This is a genomic window from Nonomuraea longispora, from assembly GCF_004348345.1.
In the GTDB taxonomy this organism is placed as follows: domain Bacteria; phylum Actinomycetota; class Actinomycetes; order Streptosporangiales; family Streptosporangiaceae; genus Nonomuraea; species Nonomuraea longispora.
In genome coordinates this window covers 1-26600 of record NZ_SMJZ01000075.1, presented here as the reverse complement: position 1 = coordinate 26600, position 26600 = coordinate 1, and the positions used below count along the sequence as shown (strand labels likewise).

Here is a 26600-nt window from a genome sequence, read left to right as displayed (position 1 = left end):
GGCGGGTAAAAGGTGGTCACCGGTGTGAGGTGAGCGCGATGAGTCTTTCCCCGAGGGAGCGCCGTATCCTCGCTGAGATCGAGCGTGCCCTTGAGCAGGACGACCCCGAGCTGGTCAGGCGCGTCGCCGAGATCGACGAGACCGAATGGGCGCGAGGGGCCCGGCCAGGGGGGCGCGGCCTGCGCGGGCGGGCGCCCCGCGCGTGGGTGATCTACGTCGCGGTCACCCTGGTGATCGTGTGCCTGCTGATCGCCGTGTTGACGACCTGAGGGAGCGCCGTCTCCCGGTGCCGTCGTGCTGACGACCTGAGGCAAGCGCCGTCTCCTGGTGCTCAGGCCAGGCACCTCAGCGCCGCGACGACGCGCGGGTCCATCCCGCCGGAGGCGGGCAGCCGGCCCACCGTGGCCTCGACGAACTGCGCGCGCGACAACGTCGCGCCGGCCCCGTCCACGGATGCCCGGATCTGCTCGCCCGCAGGCTCGACCTCCACCTCGGCGCCCTGCTCCGCAAGCACGAACCGCCCGACCGCCACCCGCCACGACGTCCTGCCCTCGGCCTCCCCTTCGGGCACGGGGGCGCCGACGTCGTCGGCGTGGGTGGCGTACTCGGAGTCGTAGTGGAAGGCCTGCAGCCGGTTGGGGTAGGGGCCGGCCATCGTGTCGAGCAGGGCATGCGGGCCGAGCACCCGCATGCGCCTGCGCGTCTCGCCGTTCTTGACCCGCCACTCCTCCAGGACCTCTTCGACGGGCAGGTCCCTGCGCCGGCGTACGGACCACTCGTTGAAGTCGTCGAACCCGCTAACCCCTTCCGCCGACAACCGGGCCAGCAGGTCCTGGACGGTCCCGTCGAGGCAGGCGTGGTTGTACAGCTCCTCGCCCGCCAGGTGGCCCAGCACGTCGCGGACGGACCAGCCCGCGCAGCGCGACGGGCGGGACCAGCCGGTCTCGTCGAGCCCCGAGAACAACCGGTCGAGCCGGGCCGCCTCGGCGTCGAAGATGTCGAACGGGTCCCAGCCCTTGAGCAGGTCGTCAGCCATACCCGGGACGCTACCCGTCAGCCGCCTGCTTTCACCGCCATGGACCCGAGTGCCGTATTGACCCGGGCGTACTCGTCGGCGCAGGAGGGCGCCCGCTCGGCGGGGACCCAGCCGCCCTTGGCGATCTCGGCGTGCTTGACGGGGTCGGAGCCGTACAGCAGGCAGGCGAAGGTGGCCGACTCGGTCGGGCCCGACAGGTGGTCGACGCCGGTGTGCCCGGCCAGCAGGTGGCGGGCCTCGGCGGCGGGCACCACGCGCTTGGGCGCGTCGGCGGCGAGCGTGAGCGCCGCGAACTGGTCGGCCTGGCCCTCGCTGTCCCGCATGCCGTTGAGCGTGGTCAGGGCGTGGCCGAGCTGATGGTGGAACACCACGCTGAGCGCGCCGTCCATGCGGGCGGACGCGGCGCCGGAGCCGACCTCCTCGGTCTCCGCGATGCCCTTCATGGTCCTGCGGACCTCGTCGACGAGCTGGTAGCAGATCGTGATGCGGCGCTCCGCGTGATCCCAGAGGGCCTCGGGGGAGCCGCAGTCCTTGGCGACGACCTTGACCGGCTGCGGCACCTTGATCTTGGTCTTCAGCGCGTCGCTGTCCCTGAGCAGCTTTCTGGCCTGTTCGGCGCGCGGCGAGCCGGCGAGCTCGTAGCGTACGGACACCTCGGCTGACGGGGCCGTCCCGAGCGTGCTCGTCATGCTCAGGACGAGGGCGATCAGGGGATGCGGCATCCGGCGGCTCCTTCGAGGGTCGATCAATGCAATGGGGTAGTCCATGCGGCATTCGCGTGATCGATAAACCTCGGAACGTGAACGAATCCGGAAAGCCGCAGGCCCGGCCCCCTCAGAGGGGACCGGGCCTGCGGTGGTGGGACTAGCGACGCCAGCTGTAGACCCGCACGTAGTCCGTGCGGCTCGTGGACGGCTGGAGCTCGCGGTCACCGCGGTAGACGGCCTTGAAGCTGCCGCTGCGGTAGGCGCGCGTCTTGCCGTAGAACTTGCCGCCCCGGCCGGTTTTGGCCGAGTCGACCCACTTCCAGGCGCTGGAACCGCTGGCGCGGTGGTAGATGCTGACCCGCTCGCCGCGGACGCCCTCCCAGTGGCGGTCATCGACCTGGAGGCGGCCGGAGAAGTAGATCGACCGGCCCTTGCGCACCTTGGACGGGGACGCGTAGAACCGGGAGATCCGGGTGTCGGCCCGGCCCTTGCGGACGTCCACGTAGAAGTACGCGGAGTCGGTGGCGACCTTCCTGCCGGCCTTGTTGTAGGCGACGGCCGTGGCCTTCCACTTGCCCTCGGGGTCGTTCTTGTTGAAGGCGATGGCGTAGCGCCAGCCCTCGAGGTCGTCGATGCCCTTGGTCCGCATGGTGCGGTACTTGGGGCTGGCCGGCTCGACGCTGAGCACGACCTTCTCGACGCGTCGGCTGGCGCCGACGTCGAAGAACGCCTTGGTCTCGGCGTTGCCCTTGACCACGACGGGGTTCGGCGAGATGTCGCGGATCTTAAGGTACGTGTCGTGAGCGGTGGTGGCCGAGGCCACGCCCGCGCCGGACACGAGCATGGTGCCGCCGGCGACGGCGGAAATGAGTCCTGCTGCGATCTTCTTCATGAGGGTGCTGATTCCTCTCCCCGTATTGACTTCAGAGCCGGCCCGGGGCGCCGGCTCCCTGTACTGCTTAGAGGCACCCGTTGGGGAAAAGGTTGGCTCAAGTTTCGAGAAAGTTTTTGATCACGCTTTAACCTGCGCTTATGCGGGAAAAAAGACCGTATGGGTGACTTGAGCCACTACAGTCGTGGCTCATGACCGACGTCTACACCCTGGGCGAGCCGCTGGGCGTCGTCTCCAGCGGCCGCGTGCGCCACGAGAGCGAGGCCAGGCTGGACGTCTGTGGACCCGAGTTCACCCTCGCGGTCGCGCTGGCCCGGCTCGGCCACCGGTCCGCGTACCTCGGCAAGGTCGGCGACGACGAACTGGGCGCCAGAGCGCTCACCGTGCTCAAGGGCGAGGGTGTGGACGTGCTGGACATGCGCGTGTCCGAGGGGCTGCGGACGGGCCTGATCCTCAGGGAGACGCGTATCGGCCGCGAGCCGAGGGCGACGCAGTACCGCGCCGGCTCGGCGGGCTCGCGGCTGGCGCCGGGCAACGTGCCCATCGACCGGATCGCCGCGGCGAAGATGCTCCACGTCACCGGCCTGACGGCGGGACTCGGCCGGGACGCGCGCGAGGCCGTGCGGGTCGCCGTGAACGCCGCGAGGAACGCCGACGTGATGATCTCCTTCGCCGTCGAGTACGTTCCCGAACTGTGGGCGTCCGTGCGCGAGGCCGAGGAGGTGCTCGGCGAGCTGGCCTGCCGCTCGCACCTGCTCTTCCTCCGCCAGGACGAGCTCGACCTGGTCAAGCCCGCGCTCACGCCCGAGCGCGAGGTCGTGGTGGACCGCGGGGCGAAGGGCGCGAGCGTACGGGCCGACCGGATGCGGTACGACGTGCCCGGCTGGCAGGTGCCCGTCGTGGACACGTCCGGGGCGGGGGAGGCCTTCACGGCCGGCTACATCAGCGCCGCTCTCGACGGGCTCATCCCCCAGGAACGCCTGCACCGCGGGGCGCTGCTGAGCGCCGCCGCGGTGACCAGCGCGAGCGACTGGCAGGGCCTGCCCACCAGGTCGGACCTCACCTGACGCGCGTCACGGATCGATGTTCAGGGTGAAGGTCGAGGTCGTGTTCCTGACGTCCTGGGCGTTGCCGGAGAACCGCAGGCCGTCGAACGTGGCCGACCCGACCGCCGGGCCCTGGCCGGGTTCGGGCATCTCGTTCACCCAGATGCCGAAGCCCGACTTGGCGTCGAAGGCGTCACCGCTCTTCCTCGCCCCGCTGATGGACACGTTCGTGAAGACCGTGTCCTCGATCGGGTTGAGCGGCGTGGGGCCCTGGTAGCCGGTCTGGAACATGATCCCGCTGTACGTCGGGTCCACGATGTCCAGGTTGCTGATCCGGATGCCCTGGAACTTCTTGGACGAGGAGAACAGCCACATCGCCGGGAACGTCTGCTGCCCCCAGAAGTGCCCGCCGGCCCTGACCAGCGAGATGTTCTCGAAGACCGTGGGCGGGTCGGCGCCGAACCCGTGCATCGGGATGCCGAAGTCCAGCGAGCTGATCGTGACGCCCGAGTACACCAGCGTGTCGGCCACGTGGATGTTCCTGAACGTGTTGCCGTAGCCGCCGTAGACGGCCACGCCCGCGGCCCGCCAGGTGAGCAGCGAGGTCAGGTTCTCGTAGACGTTGCCGTGCTGCTCACCCGCGTTGTTGTCGATCGCCGAGAACAGCGCGAAGCTGTCGTCGCCCGTGGACCTGGTCTCGACGTCGGTGACGTGGTTGCCGGTGCTGCCGTTGGTCATGTTCAGGCCGTCGGCGAAGACGTTGCGGATCCGCGAGTTCCGGATCGTCATGTCATCGGTGTTCGAGCCCCAGTACATGCAGACCTGGTGCTCGACCCAGAGGTTCTGGATCGTCATGTTCGCCACGTTGGTGAAGTCGAACACCTTGCCGGGGCCGTCGATGCGCGAGGTGTAGTTGCCGAAGTAGGCGAAGTTCGCGAACGTCGAGCCGTTGGCGGTGGCGTCGGCCCGGAAGCCGACGTCGGTGTTGGACTGCCCCGAGGGCGCGTGGAACCTGGTGTACCACGGCCCGGCGCCGACGATCTTGACCGCCTTGCCGTACACCTGGAACTTGCCCGCCGTCGGGTAGTCGCCCGCGGGCAGGTAGACGCCGGTCAGGCCGGGGTCCATGCGGGCCTTGTCGAGCGCGTTCTGCACGTCCTGGTGGGAGAAGCCGGCCGGCACGGCGTACGTGCCGGGGCCGGGGTTGGCGATGGGGGCCACCCGCTCGAGGTCCACGAAGTCGATCGCGTACGTCGAGCCGTTGGCCGCGTCCTTCTGCAGCCTGATCCTGCTGCCCGCCGGCACGGTGGTGTCGAGCATCAGGTTCGCCTCGTCGTAGATGTGCCTGGGCGGGCCCGAGCCGGGGTCGTTGCCCGGACTCGCCTCGGGGCCGTAGAGCCAGGCGTAGCGGGAGGTCAGGGCGATGGCCTTGTGGAAGGCGCCGTCCACGTAGACGTTGAGCGTGGAGTCGATGCCGCCGCCGCCCGGCGCGTCGGGGATGGAGAAGCGGGTGACGAGGGTGTTGGCCGGCGCCTTGGTGGTGAACTCGACGTAGGCGCCGGTCCTGTCCAGCGTCACCGCGCGCCGTCCCGACGCCTCGCCGGCGATCGTGCCGATCTCCCTGCTCGGGCCGGCGCGGGTGGCGCCGCCGCCGAGCACGGCGTCCTCGGCCTCATAGGTGTCGTACGGCATGTTCGCGCCGCGGCCCGCGAACAGCGGCAGCGTGCTGGTGTTGTTGTCGCGCCGGACCGGAAGTTCCTCGGGGTCGGCGGCGAGCACCGTCTGGACGGTGTACCTGCCGTTCGCCGCCGTCCAGGTGCCCAGCCGGACCGGGGCGGTGGTGGCGCCGGGGGCGATCGTGCCGGTCGCCGAGCCGGTCAGGGTTCTGACGACGTCGCCGGAGTCGTCGGCGACGGTGAGCGTGATGCCGTGGGAGCCGCCGCCGGAGGCGATCGTGCCCTGGTTCTTGATCGCCACGGTGAACGTCACGGTGTCGCCCGCCGCGGGGTTGCCGGGCGTCCAGGCGACGGGGGAGGCGATCAGGTCGGCCGTGTCGGCGGCCTTCACGGTCAGCGTGCCGGTCGTGGCGTTGTTGGCCTCGTCCTGCTCGGTGACCTTGCCGTCCTCGTCCACCTTGGCGGACAGTTCGTGGGTGCCGGCCGTACGCGTGCCGATGTCCGCGGACACGGTGGCCGACGCCCCCGCCGCGAGGGCGGCCACGTCGGCGCTGCCGGCCTTGTCGTCGCCCACGTAGAAGTTCACCGTGGTCGCGGCGGAGCGTTCGGTGCCGGCGTTCCCGACCGTGGCCGAGAGCGTGACCTCGTCGGTCTCGGCCGGCGCGGCGGGCGACGAGGCCAGGCCCGACACGGTCAGGTCGGGGTTGGGCGCGGGCGTGCCGAAGATCTGGAACTCGGCGATCTGGCCGCCTGGTGCGCCGGAGTTGGCGGTGATCCGCAGCCGGACGTCGGCGGCCCTGCCGGTCACCGGGATGGTGACGGTGTTGCCGGTGGCCGGGTCGAAGGTGTAGGTGGCCCGGGGGACGAGACCGGTGAATCCGGCGGCGCCCTGCGCGCGGCCGAGGACCTCGATGGCCTGCGTACGCCTGGCCCAGGCCTGGGAGGGGTCGAGCTTGAGCGTGACGGAGTCGAGGTCGGTGTCGGCGCCGAGCCGCACGGTGAGCGTGCCGGGGTGGGCGGCGCTCTCCCAGTACGTGCTCAGGTCGTCGTCGTTGGCGTGCGCCGCGACGTACGTGTGGGTGTGGGCGGAGCCCTCGACCGGCTTGCCGGGGGCGAGGTTGGCGCCGTCGCCCGGACCGCCGGGCCCGTCGGGGCGGCTGCCCCAGATCTCGAACTCGGACAGCTGCCCCGCCGGCCAGCCGGTGTTGGCGGTGAACAGCAGCCGGACGTGGCGGGTCCTGGCGTCGGTGAGGGTGATCGTCGCGGTGGGCGCGAAGGTGTACGTGGCCGAGCCGGCGAGCGTGGTGAAGGCCGTGCCGTCGGTGCTGCCCTGGACGGTCAGCGTCTGGGTGCGGCGGGGCCAGCCGGCGGGCAGCTGGAGGACGAGCCTGCTGACGTCGGAGGCGGCGCCGAGGTCGACCTGGATCCACTGGGGGAAGGCGTTGTTGGCCGACTCCCAGTAGGTGGCCTGGTCGCCGTCGGTCGCGTTGGCGGCGCGGTGGACGTCGGCGTGGCTGCCGGCGGTGGCGGTTCTCCCGGCGGCGAGGTCGGTGTCGGCCGCGGCGTGCGCGGGGGCGGCGAGGAGTCCGGTGAGTAACGTGAGGGCGGCGATGAGAGCTCTCATGGGGGTGGCCCTTCGGATCAGGCGGATGGCCGAACCATAGGATGCCGAACAGATGGCCGCAAGATTACGACGAGATTGCGCAACGAATCGATTGTCTCGCGTCGCGGTTTTGCGATCCTTCTCTGCTGGTCAGCCCTGGAACGGAATAACGGGCGCTGGTGTGCGTGCCACGCAAGCGATAGCGTCGGATTGACGCAAGCTGTTGCAAGCGCTTGCGTCCCTGGTCGTATAGTTTGCGCATGACACGACGACTCGCAGAGGTGGCCAAGAAGGTCGGGGTGAGCGAGGCGACCGTGAGCCGCGTGCTCAACGGCAAGCCGGGGGTGTCCGACGCGACCCGCGAGGCGGTGCTCACCGCGCTCGACGTGCTCGGCTACGAACGCCCCACCCAGCTGCGCGGCGACCGGGCCCGGCTGGTCGGCCTGGTGCTCCCCGAGCTGCAGAACCCGATCTTCCCCGCCTTCGCGGAGGTGGTCGGCGGCGCCCTGGCCCAGCAGGGGTTCACCTCGGTGCTGTGCACGCGCACGGTCGGCGGCGTCTCCGAGGCCGACTACGTCGATCTGCTGCTCCAGCAGCAGGTCAGCGGTGTGGTCTTCGCGGGCGGGCTCTACGCCCAGGCCGATGCCGCGCATGGTCACTATGAGCTGCTGCACGAGCGCAGGCTGCCGACCGTGCTGGTGAACGCGGCCGTGGCGCGGCTCGACTTCCCGCAGGTGTCCTGCGACGACGCGGTGGCCGCCGAGATGGCCGTGGCCCACCTGCGCGCGCTCGGCCACGAGCGGATCGGCATGGTGCTCGGGCCGAAGGACCACATGCCGTCGCGGCGCAAGCTGGAGACGTTCCTGTCGGCCGGCTGCGACCCAGAGCTGGTCGAGCACACGATGTTCTCGCTGGAGGGCGGGCACGCGGCGGCGGCCAGGCTGGTCAGACGCGGTGTCACCGGCGTGGTCTGCGCCAGCGATCTGCTCGCGCTCGGGACCATCAGGGCGGCCCGCCGCGCCGGGCTGTCCGTGCCGGCGGACGTCTCGGTCATCGGTTTCGACGACTCCGCGCTGATGAACTGCACCGAGCCGCCGCTGACGACGGTCCGCCAGCCGATCGACGCCATGGGCAGGGCCGCGGTCGATTTGCTTGTCGCGCAGATCGACAAGGCGGTGGTGCCGGCCGACGAGCTGTTGTTCGAGCCCGAGCTGGTGGTCAGGGCCTCCACGGCCCGCGTTCCGGCGGCTCGCCGTTGACGACGAGTCGCTCGTGACGGAGTCGTTATCTTGCAATAGACCGTCGAAATATTGCGGACCTCGGTGCACGATCCTATGGTGTGGGCACCTCGCATCAGAAGGGTCAGACCATGCAGAGATCCACGGGACTCCTGCTCGTAACCGTGATCGGGCTCGCGGCAACGGCGTGCGGCTCCGGTGAGTCCGCCTCCCCTTCCGCCGGCGGCGCCGGGGCCGTGACGATCACGGTGGCCTGCCAGCCCGCCAAGTCCGCTCCGAAGGAACGCAAGGCCTGGGATGACGACGTGGCCACGTTCACGAAGAACCATCCCGGGGTGACGGTCAAGAGCACGGACCAGCAGCCGTGCTTCGACCCCAAGACGTTCGGCCCCAAGCTGGCGGGCGGTCAGATGGAGACCGTCTTCGTCGTGCCGGTGACCAACTACGCCGACGTCGTCGGCAAGGGCCAGGCGCTCGACATCACCCCGTACACCAGCACGATCAAGAACTGGGACGACCTGCGCCCCGACGTCCGCGAGCTGGTCACCAAGGACGGCAAGGTGTACGGCGTGCCGAACGTGCACTACGGCGTCGGCCTGGTCTACAACCGCGCCCTGTTCACCAAGGCCGGGCTCGACCCCAACAGGCCGCCCGCCACGTGGGCCGAGGTCCGCGAGGCGGCCAAGAAGATCGCCGCCCTCGGCCAGGGCTACGTCGGTTACGGCGAATACTCCGGCGGCAACACCGGAGGCTGGCACTTCACCCAGGCGATCTACGGCCGCGGCGGCAGCATCCTGACCCCCGACAACACCAAGGCCGCCTTCAACTCGCCCGAGGGCAAGGCCGTGCTGCAGACCCTGCACGACATGCGCTGGGTGGACGACAGCATGGGCGACAAGCTCCTGGTCGGCTGGGAGTCGCTCATGATGGCGATGGGCAGCGGCAAGGTCGGCATGATGCTCGGGGCGCCCGACGTGGTCACCGACGTGGTCAACAAGTTCAGGGGCAACGTCGCCGACTACGGCATCACCGGCTTCCCCGAGGCCAAGGCGTCGCTCAGCGGCGGCGAAGCGTTCATGATCAACCCGAAGGCCACCCCCGAGGAGGCCAAGGCCGGCCTCGCCTGGCTCGACTTCCGCTTCAACACCGTCGGCAAGGGCCGCTTCGACTTCGCCCGCGGCAAGGCCCTCGGCAACCCCGTCGGCGTGCCCGACAACGACGTCTACGGCGACTCGCCCACCGGCAAGGCGATCCAGACCGACCGCGTGAAGCACGCCTCGCTGCCGGTCGAGAACTACGAGCCGTACGTGCGGGCCGCCGCCACCGTCCCGCCGAAGGCCGAGCCGGTGCACGCGCAGGAGCTCTACGCCATCCTCGACGTGCCCATGTCGGGCGTGCTGAGCCGCGAGGACGCGAGCATCGACCAGCTGCTCGCCGACGCCGAGACGAAGGCGAACTCCCTGCTGGCGGCCAAGGGCTGACCCTATGGCGATCGTGAGGCGCAATCTGACGGCCTACGGGTTCCTGTGCGCGGCGCTGGCCTGTTTCGCGGTGTTCGCCTGGTATCCGATGGTCAGGGAGTTCGTGCTGAGCTTCCAGAAGACCGACCTGATCAACCCGCCCGAATGGGTGGGCCTGGACAACTTCACGGCGGCCGTCCAGGACCCCGCCTTCGGCCAGGCCTGGCTGAACACCGTGGAGTTCACTCTCCTCGCGCTGCTGTGCGGCTACGCCGTGCCGTTCGTCGTCGCGCTCGTGCTGAACGAGCTGCGCCACGCCCGCGCCTACCTGCGCTTCGTCGTCTACCTGCCGGTCATGTTGCCGCCGATCGTGGCGGTGCTGCTGTTCCGGTGGTTCTACGACCCGGGCCCCGGACTGTTCAACCAGGTGCTCGGCGCCGTCGGCCTGCCGCCGCTGGCCTGGCTCGACAGCTCGTCCACGGCGCTGATCTCGCTGGTGCTCGTCTCGACGTGGATGAACATGGGCAGCGCGACGCTCATCTATCTCGCCGCACTGCAGAACATCCCACCCGAGCTGTACGAGGCCGCCGAGCTCGACGGGGCCGGCATCCTCAAGCGCATCCGGCACGTCACCATCCCGCAGACCCGGCTCATCCTCCTCCTCATGCTCATGTTGCAGATCGTGGCCACCATGCAGGTGTTCATCGAGCCGTACATGCTGACCGGCGGCGGGCCGGAGAACGCCACGGTGTCCGTGGCGTACCTGATGTACCAGTTCGCGTTCTCGCAGATGAACTACGGCCAGGCGGGCGCGCTCGGCATGATGCTCATGCTGGCCCTGCTCGTCTTCGCGGCCCTCCAGCTCAGGACGACCAGGGAGGACGCGGCATGACCTCCGCCACGGACGTCCGCGCGAGCGCGCGGCGCAGGCCGGGCAGGGCCCGCCGGCCCAGGCCCATCCACGTGCAGTTCCGCACGATCGTCTCGCCGCACCAGCTCAACAGCAGGTGGGGACGGCGGATCTACTGGCTGGTGCTGGCCGCGGTCATCGTGCTGTTCACCCTGGCCTTCGTCTTCCCGCTCTACTGGATGGTCACCGGCGCGATGAAGACGCCGGAGGAGATCGCCGAGATGCCGCCGTCGCTCTTCCCCGCCGACCCGACGGCGGACGCGTTCGTCGAGGCGTGGGACCTGTTCGACATCGGTACGCTGCTGGCCAACACCGTCTACTACGCGCTGGGCGCGTGGTTGTTCTCCATGGCGGTGGACGTCACGGCCGCGTACGCGCTGTCGAAGCTGCGGCCGGTGTTCGGCAACGTCATCCTCGGCGCCATGCTGGCCACGCTGATGATCCCGCCGATGGTGATCCTCATCCCGCTCTACGTCACGATCGTGGACCTGGGGCTGCTCAACAACCCGTGGGGCCTGTGGCTCCCCGCGGCCGCCAACGGCTTCAACATTTTCCTGCTCAAACGCTTCTTCGACTCCATTTCCCGCGAGCTCATCGAGGCGGCGCAGATCGACGGCGCCGGCCCCGTGCGGGTGTTGTGGTCGGTCGTGCTGCCGGTCTCCAGGCCGATCCTGGGCGTGGTCTCCATCCTCACGATCGTCACCGCGTTCAAGGACTTCGTCCTGCCGCTGCTGGTCATGACCGACAGCGAGAAGATGACCATCAGTGTGGGCCTGTCGCAGACGGCGGGAGCGGTGACGCAGAACCATGTCATGGGCGGCCTGGTCATCGCCGGCATTCCCATGATCATCGTTTTCTTCATCTTCCAACGGCACATCATGGCGGGACTCACCGCCGGAAGCATCAAGGGATGAGCGCATGTCGCAAACGTGGTGGCGGGGGGCCGCGATCTACCAGGTCTACCTGCGTAGCTTCGCCGACGGCAACGGCGACGGCGTGGGCGACCTCGCCGGTCTGCGCGCCCGCCTGCCGTACCTGAAGGACCTGGGGATCGACGCCATCTGGCTGAACCCGTGGTATCCGTCGCCCATGGCCGACGGCGGGTACGACGTGGCCGACTACCGCGACATCGAGCCGGTCTTCGGCACGCTCGCCGAGGCGGAGCACTTCATCGCCGAGGCGCACGAGCTGGACATCAGGGTCATCATCGACGTGGTGCCGAACCACAGCTCGACGGAGAGCGCCTGGTTCAAGGAGGCGCTGGCGAACCCGGCGGCCCGTGACCGGTTCTGGTTCGCCGACGAGCCGGTGAACGACTGGCGGTCCATCTTCGGCGGCCCCGCCTGGACCCAGGTGCCCGACGGGCAGTGGTACCTCCACCTGTTCGCCCCCGAGCAGCCCGACCTCAACTGGGCGAACCCGGAGGTGCACCAGGAGTTCGAGGAGGTGCTGCGGTTCTGGTTCGAGCGCGGCGTCGACGGCTTCCGCATCGACTCGGCGGCCCTGCTGTACAAGTCGGATACCGGTTACGAGGACCTCGACGAGGTCCACGACGTCTACCGGCGGTGGCGCGAGGTCGCCGACGAGTACGGGGAGCGCGTCCTGATCGGCGAGGTCTGGCTGCCCGACCAGGAGCGGTTCGCCCGCTACCTGCGCCCCGACGAGTTGCACACGGCCTTCAACTTCGACTTCCTGTCCTGCCCGTGGGACCCCGCCGAGCTGCGCCGGGTCATCGACCTGACGTTGTCCACCCACACCCCGATCGGGGCTCCGCCCACGTGGGTGTTGTCCAACCACGACGTGACGAGGCCCGTCACCCGCTACGGCCGCGCCGACACCGCGTTCGAGCACGGCGGGCGCCTGCACGGCACCCCGTCGGACCCGGAGCTGGGCCGCCGGCGGGCGCGGGCGGCGGCGCTGCTGTCGATGGCGCTGCCCGGCTCGGTCTACGTCTACCAGGGCGACGAGCTGGGCCTGCCGGAGGTGGAGAACCTCCCGGACGAGCTCCGCCAGGACCCGATGTTCGCCAGGTCGGGCGGGGCGAACCCGGGCCGCGACGGCTGCCGGGTGCCGCTGCCCTGGTCGGGCGACGAGCCGCCGTTCGGCTTCGGCACCGGCACCGGCACCGGCACGCCGTGGTTGCCGCAGCCGGAGAGCTGGCGCAAGCTCACCGCCGAGGCCCAGCGTACGGATCTGGGGTCGATGCTCACCCTCTACAGGGCGGCCCTGGCCATCCGGCGCGACCGGCTGGGCGACGGCACCATGACCTGGCTGCCGCTGGGGGAGGAGGTGCTGGCCTTCGCCCGGGAGTCGGGCCTGACCTGCGTCACCAATCTGGGCCACGGCCCGGTGCCGGTGCCCGCCGGCGAGGTCGTCCTGGCCAGCGGGCCGCTGGACGACGGCGCGCTGCCCCCGGACACCACGGTCTGGCTGACCGCGAGCTGACCGCTCAGGCGCTGCCCACGGTGTGGGCGGTCCGGCGGGTCACGGCCGTCTCGGCTGCCGATCGCCTGCGCCGGACGAGCCGCAACCCGCCGGCCGCCGCGAGCAGCAGGCACAACCAGGCGAACCAGTCGCCGAAGCGGGCGTAGACGGTGGTGCCCGGCCCCTCGGGCACGCCGGCGGCGGCCGTGACGAACGGGCTGCTGCTCTCGGTGTCGGTCTCGGCGAGCACGCGCCCCCACGGGTCGGAGATCATCGGCGTGCCCTGCTGCGCCGCCCACGCCACCGAGACCCCGCTCTCCACGCCGCGCAGCAGCGCGTTGCGGCTGTGCTGGCGGCCGTTGCCGAACTCGTCGGCGGCCGGCGCCGCCAGCAGGCGCGCCCCCGCCAGGGCGTAGCCGCGGATCGGCGTCGGGAAGTTGAGGTCCATGCAGTTGGCCAGGCCCACGTCGTGCCCGTGGCCGTGCGCGAAGACCAGCGTGTCGCCGCGGCGGAAGGGCGCCCCCGGGGCGAAGTGCCACTTCGTGTAGGAGACCGGCGAAGATCCGTCGGCCGGCAGGTGCACGGAGTAGTTGTACTTGATCTCCGGGGTCGTGTGCACGATCCCGATCACCACGTCGACACCGCGCTCGCGGGCGACCGTGCGCAGCGGCCGCAGCGCGCCGGCCAGGCTGTCCTCGTCGGTGCCCACGACGCCCTCCGGCAGCACGGCCATCGTGCCCTCCGGCAGCTCGGCGATCTGCCGCGCGTAGTCCTTGACCAGGGCCTGGCCTCCCGGACCGGCTGCGTCAGGGGCCCACTGGAAGCGGCTCGCCGACATGACCGCAACCCGCTGCACGGCGGGTTCGCCCGCGTCGGCCAGGCGCAGCGCCCCGAAGCCGAGCACGACGGCGCACGCCGCCGCCCCCGCGACACCGGTGCGCAGCCGGGCCGCCGGCAGCGCTCCCGGCCAGGTCACCGCCACGATGGCGGCCGGCACCATGAGCAGGACGAACCCCAGGCCCCACGCGCCCGTCACCGAGGCGATCTGGATGACGACGGGCACGTCGGCCACAGAGGTGGCCAGCGGCCAGACGATGCCCGTCGGGTTGGCGAGGACGGTCACGTACATGAAGGCCACCCACACGGCGGGCGGCGCGCTCGCGGCGAGCAGCGGCAGCCCGCGCAGGAGGAGCGCCCGGAACAGCCAGGCCACCAGCCCGAACAGCAGGGAGGAGCCGACGACGATGGCGATCCCGATGGGCAGCGGCACCGACGGCGTCTTCAGGAAGAACTCGAACTGGCCGCCGAGGCCCAGCAGATATGCCAGGAAGGCGGCGCAGAAGGCCACCCTCGCGCTCACCCGTGGCGCCAGCAGCAGCACCGGCAGCGGCGCCAGCCAGCTGAGGCCCGGGATCGGCGCGAAGCCGGTGCCGAAGAAGAACAGCAGCGCCGAGGCCGCCACCGCAGCCGGAGCTCTGAGCCGTGATGCCATGGGGTCCCCCGTTCGTCAGCGTGTATACACCGTAAACATCGAGGTATACGGTGTCAACACAGGTCGGCCGTTACCATCGCCTGATGGCCCGCCTGCGCAGAACGCCCCCGCACGACCTGACGCCGCACGCCCGCGCCCTCTACGACAAGATCACCGCCGGTCCGCGCGGCACGTTCATGGTGGATCCGGAGGGCGGGCTGACGGGCCCGTTCAACGCGATGTTGCGGAGCCCGCCGGTCGGAGACGCGCTGCAGGAGCTCGGTGCGGCCGTCCGCTACCGCACGGTGCTCAGCGACCGGGCGCGAGAGCTGGCGATCCTGGTCGTCGCCGGCCACCACGACAGCGCGTTCGAGCGGGCCGCCCACGAGCCGATCGCCCGCGACCTGGGATTCACCGACGACCAGCTCCAGGCGCTGCGCGACGGCTCGCCCCTGTCACTGCCCGAGGACGAGCAGGCGGTGCTCGACGTCGCCCGCGCCCTCGTGGCCAGAGGCGACCTCGACGACGACGAATACGCGAAGCTGGAGGAGAGCGTCGTGTTCGAGCTGACCACACTGGTCGGCTACTACACGACGCTGGCGCTCCAGCTCCGCGTCTTCCGTGTCTAACTGGGCGGCGGGCCGCCGCAGGCCCCACGGATGCTCTTGAACCAGGCCTCGTACTGGTCGTGCAGGGCGCGGCCGGAGAGCCGCAGCCAGGCGTCGTCGGCGTTCTCCAGATACGTGAAGTTCGCGCTTCCGGTGTAGACGCGGGGCGTGATGTCGTCGTCGTAGAAGCCGTCCAGCAGCATGAGCTTGGTGTGCGGCACCACGCTGCGCGAGCCTACGGTGAAGCGGCAGGGCGTGACCTGCATCTTCTTCCCGTTGGAGGCCGTGGTGGCGAGGACCTTCCGGATCTCGCTGTCGACGTTCTCCATGGCGTTGCCGGCGTTCTCGTAGTAGACGATGTCGATCCAGCAGTTCTTGCCCCTGAGCCGCAGCAGTTCGTTGGCGATGGCCTTGCGGTTCTTGTTGAAGGCCGTGAGCGCCATGCGGATGTCGGTCTGCCGGGTGACGCCGTCGGGGGTCTTGTACGAGCACTCGATGAGCCGCAGGATGTTGACCACGGGGTCGCCGGACGACACCCGGCGGGGGAAGAACATCGCCCGGATGGGAGTGCCGGTCGGCGTGGTCCAGAAATATCCGGGATTGACCGACGTGCGCCGGCCCGCGCGCAGGTCGTTGAAGTAGGTCAGATAGCCGTCATAGACCGTGGCGTCGGTGAAGGTGTAGGCGTCGTTGTAGGAGTTGTACAGATACCAGTCGGACAGGTTCGACGACGTCTGGAAGCCGACCTTGGGATGCACGGTGCCGCCGACCAGCACGTTGGAGAAGAGCGCGAACTTGTTGTGCTGGTAGTTGCGCGCGATGCACCCGCGGTCGGCGGCGGACGGGTTGGGATACTCACAGCCCACCACCCACGAGCCGGCGCTCTCCGAGGTGCCGAGCGCGGCGGTGAGCTGGGCCTCGACGGCGTCGTTGGAGGCGTCTTCGCGGCTGTCGAGGATGACCTTCACCCGCACGCCGCGCTCGTGGGCGGCGACCAGCGCGTTCGCCACCTCGCTCGACCGCTGGCCGGTGGAGAACTGGTGCATCACGAACCGGATGTCGCCACCGGGCCGCACCGCCTGGATCAGCCTGATCAGCTGGTCCATGACGGCCGACTGCGCGGCGCTCGGCGTGCCGGGCACGCCCGAGTCGGCGGTGGGATCGTTGAAGACGGGCGCGTTCAGGACGGGCGGGCCGGTGACCGCCGTCGGCCGCGCGGGGTCGGCGGCGGCCGGGTGGCCGGTGGCCAGGAGCGAGGCGGCCAGGCATAACGCCACCGTGGCGCGGCGGCTGACGGATCTCGTGGTCATGAAATCCCCTTCGAGGGTGGGGCATGATCGTCGAGATCGACTGTCGTTGCAGCGCTCAGAGCTGTCAAGGCCGTTGTCAGGCCGACTCGCGGACCACCAGCTCGGTGGGCAGGATCACCGGCTCGCTCGTGCCGCCCTCGAAGAGGTCGAGCAGCAGCCTGACCATGGCCGCCGCCTGCTCGGCGACCGGATGGCGGAGCGTGGTCAGCGGCGGCTCGGTGTATTTCGCCGCCTCGATGTCGTCGAAGCCCACCACGGCGACGTCGTCGGGCACCCGCCGACCGGCCTGGCGCAACGACTGCAGCGCGCCGACGGCCATCAGGTCGTTGGCCACGAACACGGCGTCGAGCTCGGGATCGTCGCGCAGAAGCTGGCGCATCGCCACCGCCCCCGACTCGCGCGTGAAGTCGCCGACGGCCACGATCGAGCGGTGGTCGGAGTCGCGCAGCACGTTGCGGTAGCCGGTCAGGCGGTCCTGACCGCCGATCATGTCCTGCGGGCCGGCGATCGTGGCGATCCGGCGCCGGCCCGTCTCCACCAGGTGCCGCACCCCGGCCTCCGCGCCCCCGATGTTGTCGTTGTCGACGTAGGGGATCTGCACGGGGACGGCGGGCCGGCCGTAGGAGACCACGGGGACGCGCAACCGTGACAGGGCCGACGGCAGCGGGTCGGCGCCGTGCATGGAGATCAGCATGACGCCGTCGACGTGGCCGCCCGAGATATAGCGCTCCACCCGCGCGTGGCTCTTGGCAGAGGAGGCCAGCATGAGCACGACCTGCTTGTTGACCGTCTCCAGCTCCATGGAGGCCGACCTGATCGCCGTGGAGAACATCGGGTCCTCGGAGAAGACCCGGGTGCCGGGCTCGCTGACGACCAGGGCGATCGAGTCGGTGCGCTGGGTGACGAGGCTGCGCGCGGCGGAGTTGGGGACGTAGCCCAGCTCGTCGATCGCGCGCAGCACGGCGTCGCGGATGTCCGGCGCGACCGTCGTCTGCCCGTTGACGACCCGGGAAGCGGTGGCGCGCGACACGCCCGCCCTGGCGGCGACCGCTTCCAGCGTCGGCCGTCTCATGGCAGGACCGGCAGGAGGGAGAGCATGGAAAAAATCTACAGGCCGTTTCGGCTGATCACGTCCCGATACCAGAGGGCACTGTCCTTGAGCGTCCTGGTTTGTGTCGCATAGTCCACATGCACGATGCCGAAACGCCGCCGGTAACCCTCCGCCCACTCGAAGTTGTCGAGCAGCGACCAGACCAGATAGCCGCGCAGGTCCGCGCCCGCCTCGATGGCCCGGTGCACCTCGCGCAGATGCCCGTCCAGGTACGCCACCCGCTCGTCGTCGTGCACGCGCCCGTCCTCCACGACGTCGTCGAAGGCCGCGCCGTTCTCCGTGACCATCAGGCCGACCTGCGGGTAGTCCTGCGAGAGGCGTACGAGCAGCCTGGACAGGCCGTCGGGCACGATGGGCCAGCCCATCGCGGTCGTCGGCGCGTCCGCCGCCGCGAACCTCACGTCCTCCGAACCCGGCCACGCGGCGTCGGCGGGCAGTCCCGGGCCCGCCTCGACCACGCACGGGTTGTAGTAGTTGATGCCCACCAGGTCGATCGGCGCGTTGACGAGCGCCAGGTCGCCGTCCTGGATGTGGCCGGTCCCGCCGTTGCGGGCCGCCGCGTCCAGCACCTCCCGGGGGTACGTCCCGTACACCGCCGGATCCAGGAACTGCCGGGTCAGGAGCGTGTGGATACGGTGGGCGACGGCCGCGTCCTCCTCGTCCGGCACCGCCGAGGGGTCGTTGACCTGGGCGGGGGTGAGCACGGGCGCGGAGTTGACCACCAGCATGATGCTCTGCGCCCCGCCCTCGCGCAGCCGCCTGGCGGCCAGCCCGTGGCCGAGCAGCAGGTGATGCGCGGCGCGCATGGCGTCGGCCGGCAGGCGGCGGCCGGGGGCGTGCACCCCGTTGCCGTAGCCGAGGAACGCCGCGACCCACGGCTCGTTCAGGGTGGCCCAGTCGTTGACGCGGTCGCCGAGCCGGTCGTGCACGGCCTGGGCGTAGTCGGCGAACCGGTGGGCCGTGTCGCGGTGGGTCCAGCCGCCGCGTTCTTCGAGGGCTTGGGGGAGGTCCCAGTGATAAAGCGTGACATAGGGCGAAATCTCGGCGGCTAGTAGCTCGTCGACGAGCTTGTCATAGAAGGCGAGCCCGCGCGGGTTGACCGGTCCCGCGCCGTCGGGCTGGATGCGCGGCCAGGCGATGGAGAACCGGTAGGCCGCCAGCCGCAGCTCGCGCATCAGCCCGATGTCGTCCCGGTAGCGGTGGTAGTGATCGCACGCGACGTCGCCGGTGTCGCCGTCCGCCACGTTCCCGGGGGCGTGGGAGAAGGCGTCCCAGATCGACTGCCCCCGTCCGTCCTCCTTGACCGCCCCCTCGATCTGGTACGAGGCCGTGGCGGCGCCCCAGACGAAGTTATCGGGAAAAATCATCCCTTAACAGCTCCTTGCATGATTCCGCCGATGATTTGCTTGCCGAACAGGGCGAAGACGGCAACGAGCGGCAGTGTGCCGATCGCCGTTCCTGCCAGCCCCAGCACGTAGTCGTTGACGTATCCGCTGGCCAGCGTCGACAGGGCGACCTGGACCGTCGGGTTGTCCGGGCTCAGCACGACCAGCGGCCAGAAATAGTCGTTCCAGGCCGACATGAACGTCAGCATGCCGAGCACGGCCGCCGCGGGCCGGGCCGCCGGCAGCACGACGTGCCAGAACAGCCCCCACGTCGAGCACCCGTCCACCCGCCCGGCCTCCAGCAGCTCGGTGGGCAGGGCACGCGAGAGGTACTGCGTCATGAAGAACACGCCGAACGCGTTGACCAGCGCCGGCACGATCAGCGCGTAGTTGGTGCCGGTCCACTCCAGCTTCACCATCAGCATGTAGAGCGGGATGATGCCGAGCTGCGCCGGCACCATCATGGTCGCCACGGTGATGACCAGCATGGCGTTCTTGCCCCGGAACTTCAGCTTGGCGAATGCGAACCCGGCCAGCGTCGAGAAGAACATCACCGCGACCGAGATCGATCCGGCCACGATGACCGAGTTGAGCAGCGCGAGCCCGAAGGGCACGGTGTCGAAGACCCGGGCGACGTTGGCGAAGAAGTTGCCGCCCGGCAGCAGCGGCGGCGGCACCTCGGCCAGCGCCGAGTTGTGCCGGGAGGCCACCACGACGCTGTAGTAGAGCGGGAACGCCGAAAAGAAGGCGACCGCCGTCAGGGTCAGATAGCGCAGCCTCACACCAGCCCTCCCTTCGCCCTGCGGGTGATGAGGAAGTTGATGCCCGCTACGATCACCACTGCCAGGAACATCAGCCAGGACGCGGCCGAGGCGTAGCCGAAGTCGAACGTCGAGTTCGCGAAGCCCTGCTCGTAGACGAACAGCGCCAGGGTCTGGAACTGCCGGTCGGGCCCGCCGGTGGCGATGCCGCCCCCGCCGCCGCTGCTCTGCCCGAACAACATGGGTTCGGCGATGATCTGCATCGCCCCGATCGTGGAGACGATGACCACGAAGATCATGGTCGGCCGGATCATCGGGATGGTGATCCTGCGCAGCTGCGTGAAGTTGCCCGCCCCGTCGAGGGTGGCGGCCTCGTACAGCTCGCGCGGTACGGCCTGCATGGCGGCCAGGAAGATCAGCGCGTTGTAGCCGGTCCAGCGCCACATGATCATCACCGAGAGCGCGACGTGCGAGCTCGCGGTGCCCGCCGCCCAGTCGATGCTGCCCACCCCGAACCACGACAGGACCCAGTTGATCATGCCGAAGTCACGGCCGAAAAGCTGGCTGAAGATCACCACCACCGCCACCACGCTGGTGACGTTGGGCAGCAGCAGCGAGACCCGGAACAACGTCTGCAACCGCAGCCGCCGGTTGAGCAGGTGCGCCAGCCAGATGGCCAGCGCGAGTTGCGGCACAGTCGACAGCACGCCGATGGAGAGCGTGTTGAACGTGGCGTTCCAGAAGTAGTCGTCGGCGAGCAGCGTCGTGAAGTTGTCCAGCCCGACGAACGTCTGGGTCTCCGAGAGCAAGGTCCACTCGTGCAGGCTCACCCAGGCCGTGTAGACGAGCGGGAACAACCCGAAAGCGCAGAACAGCAGGAAGAACGGCGCCACGTAGGCGTACGGTGACACCCTCACGTCGAGGGTGTGCCGCATGCCCTGCCCGCGCCGTCGCGTGACCGCGAGGGGAAGAGTGCTCATTTGATCTTCTTGACGTCCTCGAGCACCTGGGCCCACGCCTGGTCCGGCGTCTGCTTGCCCTGCTCCACCCGGCCGAGCCCGTTGCCGATGGCGACCCGGACGTCTGCCTCCTTGGGGCCGAGGTGCTGCGGCTTGAGCGCCTTGGCGGCGTCCGAGTAGATCTTGCCGATGGGAGCGTCGCCGAAGAACGGCTTGGTGAAGTTCTGGATCTCCGGGTCGTCGTACAGCTCCGGGATCGACGGGAACGTGCCCTCCTCCTTGAAGACCTTGGCCTGGTTCTCCTTGGAGGTGAGGAAGTCGATCAGCTCGGCCGCCTCCTTCGGGTGCTTGCTCTGCTTCGGCACCATCAGGTGCGAGCCGCCGCTGTTGCCCGAGCCGCCGGGCACGGCCGCGATGTCCCACTTGCCGGAGGCGTCCTGGGCCTGCTCCTGGATGAAGCCCGTCATCCAGGCCGGGCAGATGATCGTGGCGAACGAACCCTTGGCGAAGCCGGTGTTCCACGGCGGGGAGAAGGCCGCCAGCTTGGCGGTCAGGCCCTCCTGGGTGAGCTGGTTCGACAGGTCCCAGGCCTTCTTCACGTCGGGGTTGGAGTCCACGATGATCTGGTCCTGGGCGTCGTACAGGCCGACGGGGGCCTGGTTGACCATGGCGCGGAAGATCTCGCCAGGGGAGTCGACGAACTTCGCGCCGGCCACGTCGGCCGCGGCGAACTTCTTGCCGGTCGCGATGTACTCCTCCCACGTCGGCCAGAGCGCCGCCACCTTCTCGCGCTCGCTCGGCAGGCCCGCCTTCTCGAACAGGTCCTTGCGGTAGCACATGGCCAGGCCGCCCACGTCGGTGCCGAGCCCGAGCACCTGCGCGCCGTCCTTGCTCAGGCCCTGCTGCCACTTCCAGTCGAGGTAGTCGGCCTGCCGCTTGTCGAGCCCGAACTGCTTGAGGTCGGTGAACTTGGGCGGCTGCGCGGTGAACGTGCTGATGTAGCCGACCTCGACGGCTGTGACGTCGCCCGCGCCCGAGTTCGTGGCCAGCCGCTTGACCAGGTTGTTGTGGTGGTCGTTGAACTGCGTGACGTTCTCGACGATCTCGATGTCGGGATGGGTCTTCTTGTATTCCTCGTAGAGCGGTTTGAAGCCGAAGTCCCCGAAGAGGTCGACGGTCAGCTTGATCTTCTCGCCGGGATCGGCGCCCGCCTCTGTGGCCGAGTCCCCGCCACCGCCGCCGCACGCCGCCGCCAGGGTGAGCGCGGACGCGGTGAGCAACGACAGGCCGAGCCGCCGGATACGAGGGGTCATGGAAACCCTCCTGGGTAGGATCTGAGGGGTGGAGAGAGCGCTCTCTCAAGAGATTCCAGGCGTTCATACCGCTCTGTCAACGGAGGGCCCATAACAATCGGTGTTATGAAGAGAGCGTTCTCACGGCGGTGCGGAGCGGGCCGCGCCGGGGGGGCTCAGCCGTCGAGCGCGCGGCCGGCCATGCGGGCGTACATCCGGCCGGGGCTCGGCACCCTGGTCAGGAAACCGGGCAACATGGGGAGCCCGACGGCGAACGGATCGAGCCGCTCGTAGAGCTCCTCGGCGTTCGCGGGCCGGTGGTCCGGCTTCTTCTCCAGCAACTGCGCCAGCAGCGCGCCCAGGTCGCCCGGCAACCCGGGAAGGGCCGGCGGACGCTCCTTGACCTGCTTCTCGAAGACCACGTAATCGGTGGGTCCGGTGAAGAGCTGGCGTCCGGCCAGCATCTCGTGCAGCACGCAGCCGAGCGAGTAGAGGTCGCTGCGCGGCTCGGCGACGCCGTGCTGGATCTGCTCGGGCGCCATGTACGCCGGCGTGCCGAGGATCTGCCCGATCCTCGTGAACGTGGTGACGTCCGCGTCGCGGAGCATGGCCAGGCCGAAGTCCAGCACCTTCACGCTGCCGTCGGGGCAGAGCATGAGGTTCGTCGGCTTGAGGTCGCGATGGCAGATCGACAGCGCGTGGGCCGCCGACAACACCGCGCACGCCTGCGCCGCGATCGCCGCCGCCCACGGCACGGGCAGCGGGCCGTGCTCGCTCACCAGGTCGGCCACCGTGACGCCCTCGATGAACTGCATCACCTGGTAGAGGCGCTGATCGTGGGTGCCGAAGTCGTACAGCACGGGGGCGCCCGGATGCTCCAGCCTGGCCAGGATGCGCGCCTCGCGGATGAACCTGCGCTCCAGCTCCTCGTCCGGCCCGCTGGGCAGCCTGAGCAGCTTCACCGCGACCCGGCGGTCGAGGTGGCGGTCGTGGCCCGCGTAGACCGCGCCCATGCCACCCTGGCCTAGGGGGAGGTCGTCGAGCTCATAGCGCTCACCGATGACCATGCGCCCTCCCCCCAGCCTTATCTGGAGAAATATTACGACCGGGAAAAACTACACCGTCAGGACTGCGGGTGCAGGTGACCCTCGGCGAGCCCGTCGAGGCCCAGCCTGATCAACGTCTGCCCCAGCGCGGCGGTCTCCCGCAAGGCGTCCTCCAGCACGGCGAGCTGCCGGAACGCCGCGCCGTACGCCTTCTGCTCCCTCAGCGACAGGCGCGGCAGCCGGGTGCGGCGCACGTCGAACCTGCTGGAGCCGGTCGTCACCCGGCCGCCCGCCGCCCGCAGGAAGCCGGCCAGGAAGTCGGGGTCGAGCCGCCGGGCGTCAACGCGGTAGAGGGTCAGGTGGGGCCCCAGCACCGCGCCGTCGTCGGCCATCACCCGCACCGCCGAATAGGAGGCCACCACGTCGCCGGAGCGGATCGCCACCAGCCCCTGCTGCGTACTGGTGGAGCCCGACGGCGAGCTGCCGTTGAGCACGTCGTCGGTGGTCAGCACCGGGATGTCCCCGCCGTCCGCGGCCATCTTGGGCGGTGCCTGCGCGGAGGTCACCAGGCCCTCCTTGATCAGGTCGCCCAGCGTGGTGGCCGGCTGGTCGAGCGGCTGCTCCAGGACCTTCAGATCGGGCGGCACGGCGGAGGCCGCCAGGAACCGGTCACGGGCCTCGGCGAACGCCCGCCCGACGTCGTCGCGCCGCTGGTGGCGGGCCGGGGTCATGTCGACCTCGTCGGCCAGCAGGTCGATGATGCGTACGGTCTGGTCGGAACGGTCCTCGACGTAGGCCTGCCAGGCGGGCTCGACCAGCGACAGGTCGGCCGTGGCGTCGAGGATCAGCACGTCGGACGGCGGCCGCTCGCCCGCCGCGGGGCGGCGCAGCAGCCACAGGTCCGAGCCGGGCAGCGCCACGACCGCCCGCAGCGCGCCCGCGCGCAGCAGATTGGCGCGGATGCGGCGGCCCGCCTTACGGCTGGCGGCGGCCGGCGGCATGAGGATGGCGACCAGGCCGCGCGGCCTGACGTGGGTGAGGCAGTGCTGCACCCAGGCCAGCTCCGGCTCGCCGCGCGGCGGCAGGCCGTGCTCCCAGCGCGGGTCGCCGGTCAGCTCCTCGTAACCCCAGGCGCGTTCGTTGAACGGGGGATCGCACACCACCGCGTCGGCCCGCTCTCCGGCGAACCCGTCGTGGCGCATCGAGTCACCCGCCACGATCGTGGCCTCGGCGCCGCGCAGCCGGAGCCTGGAGGCGGTGATGGCCGCCGACGTCTCGCTCAGCTCCTGGCCCAGCATCCTGGCGGGCATCCGCAGCCCGGCCGGATCGTGCACGGATCGCGAGGGGGCGAGGAGCAGCGTCCCGACGCCGCAGGCCGGATCGAGGATCGTCGCGCCTTCCTCGCCGACGAGCCGGACCATCAGCTCGGCCACGTCCTCGCGGGTGACGGAGAGCTGCCTCGAGTGTGCTTCGAGGTAGCGCTCACACAGGAATTCGTACGCGGTCAGCGGGTCGTGCTGCTCGGCCAGCTCGAGAATCAGCTCGGCCAGCTCCCGGTCGAGCCCGGTCGGCTCACCACCCGTCCGGGGGTCACCGGCCCGGGGAAGGGCGGCCTGGGCGTGGTGGGTCAGCAGCACGCCGACCTGGGCCACCAGCTCGCCCAGCCGCAAATCTCCGGCGGCTTTCAGGCGTTGCCACACCCGATCACCCAGGGAGACCTGGTAGGACTTCCCGTAGCGCCGAAGCCAGGACTCGACCTGCCGCAGCGAGAACAGCGGCTGGTTGGCGGTGCCCCCGACGGGGGCGGGGAAGTCGTCGTGGCGGCGGCGCCAGTTGCTCACCGCGGCACGCCCGACACCGGCGAGCCGGGCGATGTCCCCGGCGTTGACGGTCGGGTCGTGGCTCATGGAGCCCACAGTAGTTCACAAGAGTCTTCAGCGCATCTGCTTGTGAAGTCTTTCAACCAATGATTTACTGCTGGGTATGAAGCACAACATCCGCTATGCCGCCGGATCAGACGTGGGCCGCCGCAGGGAGCAGAACGAAGATTCCGGCTATGCGAGTGGCCGGTTGCTCGTGGTGGCTGACGGGATGGGTGGGCACGCTGCCGGCGAGCTGGCGAGTTCGGCGGCGATCGCCGTCATGCGGGAGCTGGATGCCACGCTTCCCGAGACCGGCGCCGACCTGGAGGCCGCGCTGGAGGGCGCCGTGCACGAGGCGGCCCGCAGGCTCGTCGAGCTGGCCGACATCGACCCTGCGCGCAGGGGGATGGGGACCACGGTGACCGCCATGCTGTGGGACGGCTACCGGTTCGCCCTGGCTCATCTTGGTGACTCCCGCGGATATCTGCTTCGCGATGGCGCTCTCTACCAGATGACCAAGGATCACACACTTGTGCAGTCGATGGTGGACGAAGGGCGCATCACGGAGGACCAGGCGGCCGTCCATCCCAGGCGCTCGATGGTGCTGCGGGTGCTGGGCAGTGAGGGCAGGGCGGAGCCCGACATGGCGCTGCGCGAGGCCGAGCCTGATGATCGCTACCTCCTCTGCTCCGACGGCCTCACGACCGTCCTGGGGCCCGAGGTCCTGCACGAGGTGCTGACCACGGTGGCAGACCCGGGCGCGGCCGTCCAGCGGTTGATCGATCTCGCCAACGAGGGCGGCTCGCCCGACAACGTGACCGTGATCGTGGCCGACGTCGTCGCGCCGGGCGCCGGAGAAGTGAGCGTCTACCGCGTGGGCGCGGGCGCCTGACCGCGTTGATCTCATCAGATTCACCAGCCTCAATAGACACCGATAACCACATAGCCAATAATTCGCCTCATAGCAAGACACTTTCGCAGTGACCCGCGCGAACGTGCGATGGCGCTACTACAGTCCATCGTGATTTGTCGGTTATCTGGGAGGTGTCACCCTGGACCCGATCGCGGACGAGCTGCTGAAGACGGTGCGGCAGGAAATCGGATACAAGGAGAAGAGCGGCCAGCTCACCAAGTTCGGTCAGTGGTACGCGGATCGCGTCCAAGACACCCAATACCGCAACGCGCCATGGTGTGACATGTTCCTCGCCTGGGCCGCGGACAAGGCCGGCGTCACCGAATATGTCGGCGAATTCGCGTGGACTCCTTCCCACGCGGCCTGGTTCATCAAGCAGGACGCGTGGACGCGCAAGCCCGAGCCCGGAGCGCTGGTCTTCTTCGACTGGCGCGGCGGCAAGAGCTACAAGGGCGTCGACCACGTGGGCGTCGTGGAGCGTGTCTCCGGCAAGAAGATCCACACGATCGAGGCCAACGTCGACCGCGTGTGGCTCAAGCGCAAGACCCGCGAAACGGACAAGGTCGTCGGCTACGGCATCCCCCGATTAGTCAAGGCGAACGCCGAGCGGCTCGACGAGATCCGGTCGACCGAGCGGCCGTTCGTGTCCGCGCCGCGGCCGGAGACCGGGCACGGCTCGCCCCTCGACGTCCTCGGCACCCCGCCCGCGCTGCTCGCCGCGATGGTGCTCACCACGATCGTGCTCTCGCTCCGCGTGACCGGCCGCCGCCGCGGCACGCACCGCCGCCTCACCTGGCCATGGAACGCGCCAACCACCCGCCGCCCCGCCAAGACCTCCTCCGGCACGCGGACCCGCGAAAAGGTACGCGCCACCGCCCAGCGCCCCGCTC

Annotated in this window: 23 protein-coding genes; 10 read left to right on the top strand and 13 right to left on the bottom strand. The window is 69.8% G+C overall.

Features of this window, described 5'->3' with window-relative positions:
• Positions 1–38 precede the first annotated feature (38 nt).
• Entirely contained in the window at positions 39–269 is a 231-nt protein-coding gene (locus tag E1267_RS20515; protein ID WP_132334203.1) for a DUF3040 domain-containing protein, read from the top strand.
• 62 nt (positions 270–331) lie between these two features.
• On the opposite strand, the gene E1267_RS20510 is transcribed toward E1267_RS20515, so the two are convergent.
• The 3 genes from E1267_RS20510 to E1267_RS44465 form a co-directional block, all read right to left on the bottom strand.
• Positions 332–1036 carry a maleylpyruvate isomerase family mycothiol-dependent enzyme gene (locus tag E1267_RS20510; protein WP_132334202.1) on the bottom strand — a complete coding sequence of 235 codons (705 nt, stop codon included), beginning with the start codon at positions 1034–1036 and terminating at the stop codon, positions 332–334.
• A 17-nt stretch (positions 1037–1053) separates the two neighbouring features.
• Positions 1054–1758: a DUF4344 domain-containing metallopeptidase gene (locus E1267_RS20505; RefSeq protein WP_165959703.1), complete on the bottom strand. Its 705-nt coding sequence runs from the start codon at positions 1756–1758 to the stop codon at positions 1054–1056.
• Between the two features lie 142 nt (positions 1759–1900).
• Positions 1901–2635 (bottom strand): hypothetical protein, encoded by a 735-nt coding sequence (locus E1267_RS44465; RefSeq protein ID WP_161714679.1) that lies wholly within the window; start codon positions 2633–2635, stop codon positions 1901–1903.
• 191 nt (positions 2636–2826) lie between these two features.
• On the opposite strand from E1267_RS44465, the gene E1267_RS20500 reads away from it, so the two are divergent.
• Positions 2827–3702, top strand: a complete 876-nt coding sequence (locus E1267_RS20500) for a sugar kinase (RefSeq protein WP_132334200.1) — start codon at positions 2827–2829, stop codon at positions 3700–3702.
• 6 nt (positions 3703–3708) lie between these two features.
• Here E1267_RS20500 and E1267_RS20495 read toward each other — a convergent pair whose 3' ends face one another.
• A complete protein-coding gene (locus tag E1267_RS20495; RefSeq protein ID WP_132334199.1) occupies positions 3709–6981 on the bottom strand; it encodes a galactose-binding domain-containing protein in 3273 nt (1090 codons plus the stop codon).
• A gap of 239 nt (positions 6982–7220) precedes the next feature.
• Between E1267_RS20495 and E1267_RS20490 the strand changes: the two genes are divergently transcribed.
• From E1267_RS20490 to E1267_RS20470, 5 genes are all read left to right on the top strand, one after another.
• The gene (locus tag E1267_RS20490; protein WP_132334198.1) at positions 7221–8219 is read left to right on the top strand and encodes a LacI family DNA-binding transcriptional regulator; all 999 of its coding nucleotides are present in this window, start codon (positions 7221–7223) and stop codon (positions 8217–8219) included.
• A gap of 110 nt (positions 8220–8329) precedes the next feature.
• Positions 8330–9679: an ABC transporter substrate-binding protein gene (locus E1267_RS20485; protein WP_132334197.1), complete on the top strand. Its 1350-nt coding sequence runs from the start codon at positions 8330–8332 to the stop codon at positions 9677–9679.
• Between the two features lie 4 nt (positions 9680–9683).
• Entirely contained in the window at positions 9684–10550 is an 867-nt protein-coding gene (locus E1267_RS20480) for a carbohydrate ABC transporter permease (protein ID WP_132334196.1), read from the top strand.
• The gene (locus tag E1267_RS20475) at positions 10547–11482 is read left to right on the top strand and encodes a carbohydrate ABC transporter permease (protein ID WP_246064072.1); all 936 of its coding nucleotides are present in this window, start codon (positions 10547–10549) and stop codon (positions 11480–11482) included. The genes E1267_RS20480 and E1267_RS20475 overlap by 4 nt, the downstream gene beginning before the upstream one ends.
• Positions 11483–11486: 4 nt before the next feature.
• Entirely contained in the window at positions 11487–13013 is a 1527-nt protein-coding gene (locus E1267_RS20470) for a glycoside hydrolase family 13 protein (protein WP_132334195.1), read from the top strand.
• 4 nt (positions 13014–13017) lie between these two features.
• Here the strand turns inward: E1267_RS20470 and E1267_RS20465 are convergent, their stop codons facing one another.
• A complete protein-coding gene (locus tag E1267_RS20465; protein ID WP_132334194.1) occupies positions 13018–14484 on the bottom strand; it encodes a nitrilase-related carbon-nitrogen hydrolase in 1467 nt (488 codons plus the stop codon).
• 83 nt (positions 14485–14567) lie between these two features.
• On the opposite strand from E1267_RS20465, the gene E1267_RS20460 reads away from it, so the two are divergent.
• On the top strand, positions 14568–15092 hold the full coding sequence (locus E1267_RS20460; protein ID WP_132334193.1) for a carboxymuconolactone decarboxylase family protein: 525 nt from the start codon (positions 14568–14570) through the stop codon (positions 15090–15092).
• On the opposite strand, the gene E1267_RS20455 is transcribed toward E1267_RS20460, so the two are convergent.
• The 8 genes from E1267_RS20455 to E1267_RS20420 form a co-directional block, all read right to left on the bottom strand.
• A complete protein-coding gene (locus E1267_RS20455; RefSeq protein ID WP_132334192.1) occupies positions 15089–16381 on the bottom strand; it encodes a phospholipase D-like domain-containing protein in 1293 nt (430 codons plus the stop codon). The genes E1267_RS20460 and E1267_RS20455 overlap by 4 nt on opposite strands.
• A gap of 76 nt (positions 16382–16457) precedes the next feature.
• On the bottom strand, positions 16458–17453 hold the full coding sequence (locus tag E1267_RS20450; protein ID WP_132334191.1) for a LacI family DNA-binding transcriptional regulator: 996 nt from the start codon (positions 17451–17453) through the stop codon (positions 16458–16460).
• Between the two features lie 35 nt (positions 17454–17488).
• Complete coding sequence (locus E1267_RS20445; RefSeq protein WP_132334190.1) at positions 17489–18859, bottom strand: GH1 family beta-glucosidase; 1371 nt, start codon at positions 18857–18859, stop codon at positions 17489–17491.
• Positions 18856–19659 carry a carbohydrate ABC transporter permease gene (locus tag E1267_RS20440; protein WP_132334189.1) on the bottom strand — a complete coding sequence of 268 codons (804 nt, stop codon included), beginning with the start codon at positions 19657–19659 and terminating at the stop codon, positions 18856–18858. Before E1267_RS20440 ends, E1267_RS20445 begins: the two co-directional genes overlap by 4 nt.
• A complete protein-coding gene (locus E1267_RS20435) occupies positions 19656–20618 on the bottom strand; it encodes a carbohydrate ABC transporter permease (RefSeq protein ID WP_132334188.1) in 963 nt (320 codons plus the stop codon). Before E1267_RS20435 ends, E1267_RS20440 begins: the two co-directional genes overlap by 4 nt.
• A complete protein-coding gene (locus tag E1267_RS20430) occupies positions 20615–21910 on the bottom strand; it encodes an ABC transporter substrate-binding protein (protein ID WP_132334187.1) in 1296 nt (431 codons plus the stop codon). Before E1267_RS20430 ends, E1267_RS20435 begins: the two co-directional genes overlap by 4 nt.
• A 155-nt stretch (positions 21911–22065) precedes the next feature.
• Positions 22066–22956: a serine/threonine-protein kinase gene (locus tag E1267_RS20425; protein ID WP_132334186.1), complete on the bottom strand. Its 891-nt coding sequence runs from the start codon at positions 22954–22956 to the stop codon at positions 22066–22068.
• A gap of 56 nt (positions 22957–23012) precedes the next feature.
• Complete coding sequence (locus E1267_RS20420) at positions 23013–24842, bottom strand: HsdM family class I SAM-dependent methyltransferase (protein WP_132334185.1); 1830 nt, start codon at positions 24840–24842, stop codon at positions 23013–23015.
• A gap of 76 nt (positions 24843–24918) precedes the next feature.
• On the opposite strand from E1267_RS20420, the gene E1267_RS20415 reads away from it, so the two are divergent.
• Complete coding sequence (locus E1267_RS20415) at positions 24919–25689, top strand: PP2C family protein-serine/threonine phosphatase (protein ID WP_132334184.1); 771 nt, start codon at positions 24919–24921, stop codon at positions 25687–25689.
• Between the two features lie 193 nt (positions 25690–25882).
• Positions 25883–26600: CHAP domain-containing protein (locus E1267_RS20410; protein WP_132334183.1), on the top strand; the 718-nt coding region annotated here is incomplete at its 3' end.

Bases quoted from the DNA above. Each gene is read 5' to 3' on its own strand.
- E1267_RS20430 (WP_132334187.1), bottom strand. From the start codon at position 21,910: ATGACCCCTCGTATCCGGCGGCTCGGCCTGTCGTTGCTCACCGCGTCC.
- E1267_RS20485 (WP_132334197.1), top strand. From the start codon at position 8,330: ATGCAGAGATCCACGGGACTCCTGCTCGTAACCGTGATCGGGCTCGCG.
- E1267_RS20495 (WP_132334199.1), bottom strand. From the start codon at position 6,981: ATGAGAGCTCTCATCGCCGCCCTCACGTTACTCACCGGACTCCTCGCC.
- E1267_RS20435 (WP_132334188.1), bottom strand. From the start codon at position 20,618: ATGAGCACTCTTCCCCTCGCGGTCACGCGACGGCGCGGGCAGGGCATG.
- E1267_RS20490 (WP_132334198.1), top strand. From the start codon at position 7,221: ATGACACGACGACTCGCAGAGGTGGCCAAGAAGGTCGGGGTGAGCGAG.
- E1267_RS20445 (WP_132334190.1), bottom strand. From the start codon at position 18,859: ATGATTTTTCCCGATAACTTCGTCTGGGGCGCCGCCACGGCCTCGTAC.
- E1267_RS20475 (WP_246064072.1), top strand. From the start codon at position 10,547: ATGACCTCCGCCACGGACGTCCGCGCGAGCGCGCGGCGCAGGCCGGGC.
- E1267_RS20510 (WP_132334202.1), bottom strand. From the start codon at position 1,036: ATGGCTGACGACCTGCTCAAGGGCTGGGACCCGTTCGACATCTTCGAC.
- E1267_RS44465 (WP_161714679.1), bottom strand. From the start codon at position 2,635: ATGAAGAAGATCGCAGCAGGACTCATTTCCGCCGTCGCCGGCGGCACC.
- E1267_RS20460 (WP_132334193.1), top strand. From the start codon at position 14,568: ATGGCCCGCCTGCGCAGAACGCCCCCGCACGACCTGACGCCGCACGCC.
- E1267_RS20480 (WP_132334196.1), top strand. From the start codon at position 9,684: ATGGCGATCGTGAGGCGCAATCTGACGGCCTACGGGTTCCTGTGCGCG.
- E1267_RS20420 (WP_132334185.1), bottom strand. From the start codon at position 24,842: ATGAGCCACGACCCGACCGTCAACGCCGGGGACATCGCCCGGCTCGCC.
- E1267_RS20415 (WP_132334184.1), top strand. From the start codon at position 24,919: ATGAAGCACAACATCCGCTATGCCGCCGGATCAGACGTGGGCCGCCGC.
- E1267_RS20470 (WP_132334195.1), top strand. From the start codon at position 11,487: ATGTCGCAAACGTGGTGGCGGGGGGCCGCGATCTACCAGGTCTACCTG.
- E1267_RS20425 (WP_132334186.1), bottom strand. From the start codon at position 22,956: ATGGTCATCGGTGAGCGCTATGAGCTCGACGACCTCCCCCTAGGCCAG.
- E1267_RS20505 (WP_165959703.1), bottom strand. From the start codon at position 1,758: ATGCCGCATCCCCTGATCGCCCTCGTCCTGAGCATGACGAGCACGCTC.
- E1267_RS20500 (WP_132334200.1), top strand. From the start codon at position 2,827: ATGACCGACGTCTACACCCTGGGCGAGCCGCTGGGCGTCGTCTCCAGC.
- E1267_RS20515 (WP_132334203.1), top strand. From the start codon at position 39: ATGAGTCTTTCCCCGAGGGAGCGCCGTATCCTCGCTGAGATCGAGCGT.
- E1267_RS20450 (WP_132334191.1), bottom strand. From the start codon at position 17,453: ATGAGACGGCCGACGCTGGAAGCGGTCGCCGCCAGGGCGGGCGTGTCG.
- E1267_RS20455 (WP_132334192.1), bottom strand. From the start codon at position 16,381: ATGACCACGAGATCCGTCAGCCGCCGCGCCACGGTGGCGTTATGCCTG.
- E1267_RS20465 (WP_132334194.1), bottom strand. From the start codon at position 14,484: ATGGCATCACGGCTCAGAGCTCCGGCTGCGGTGGCGGCCTCGGCGCTG.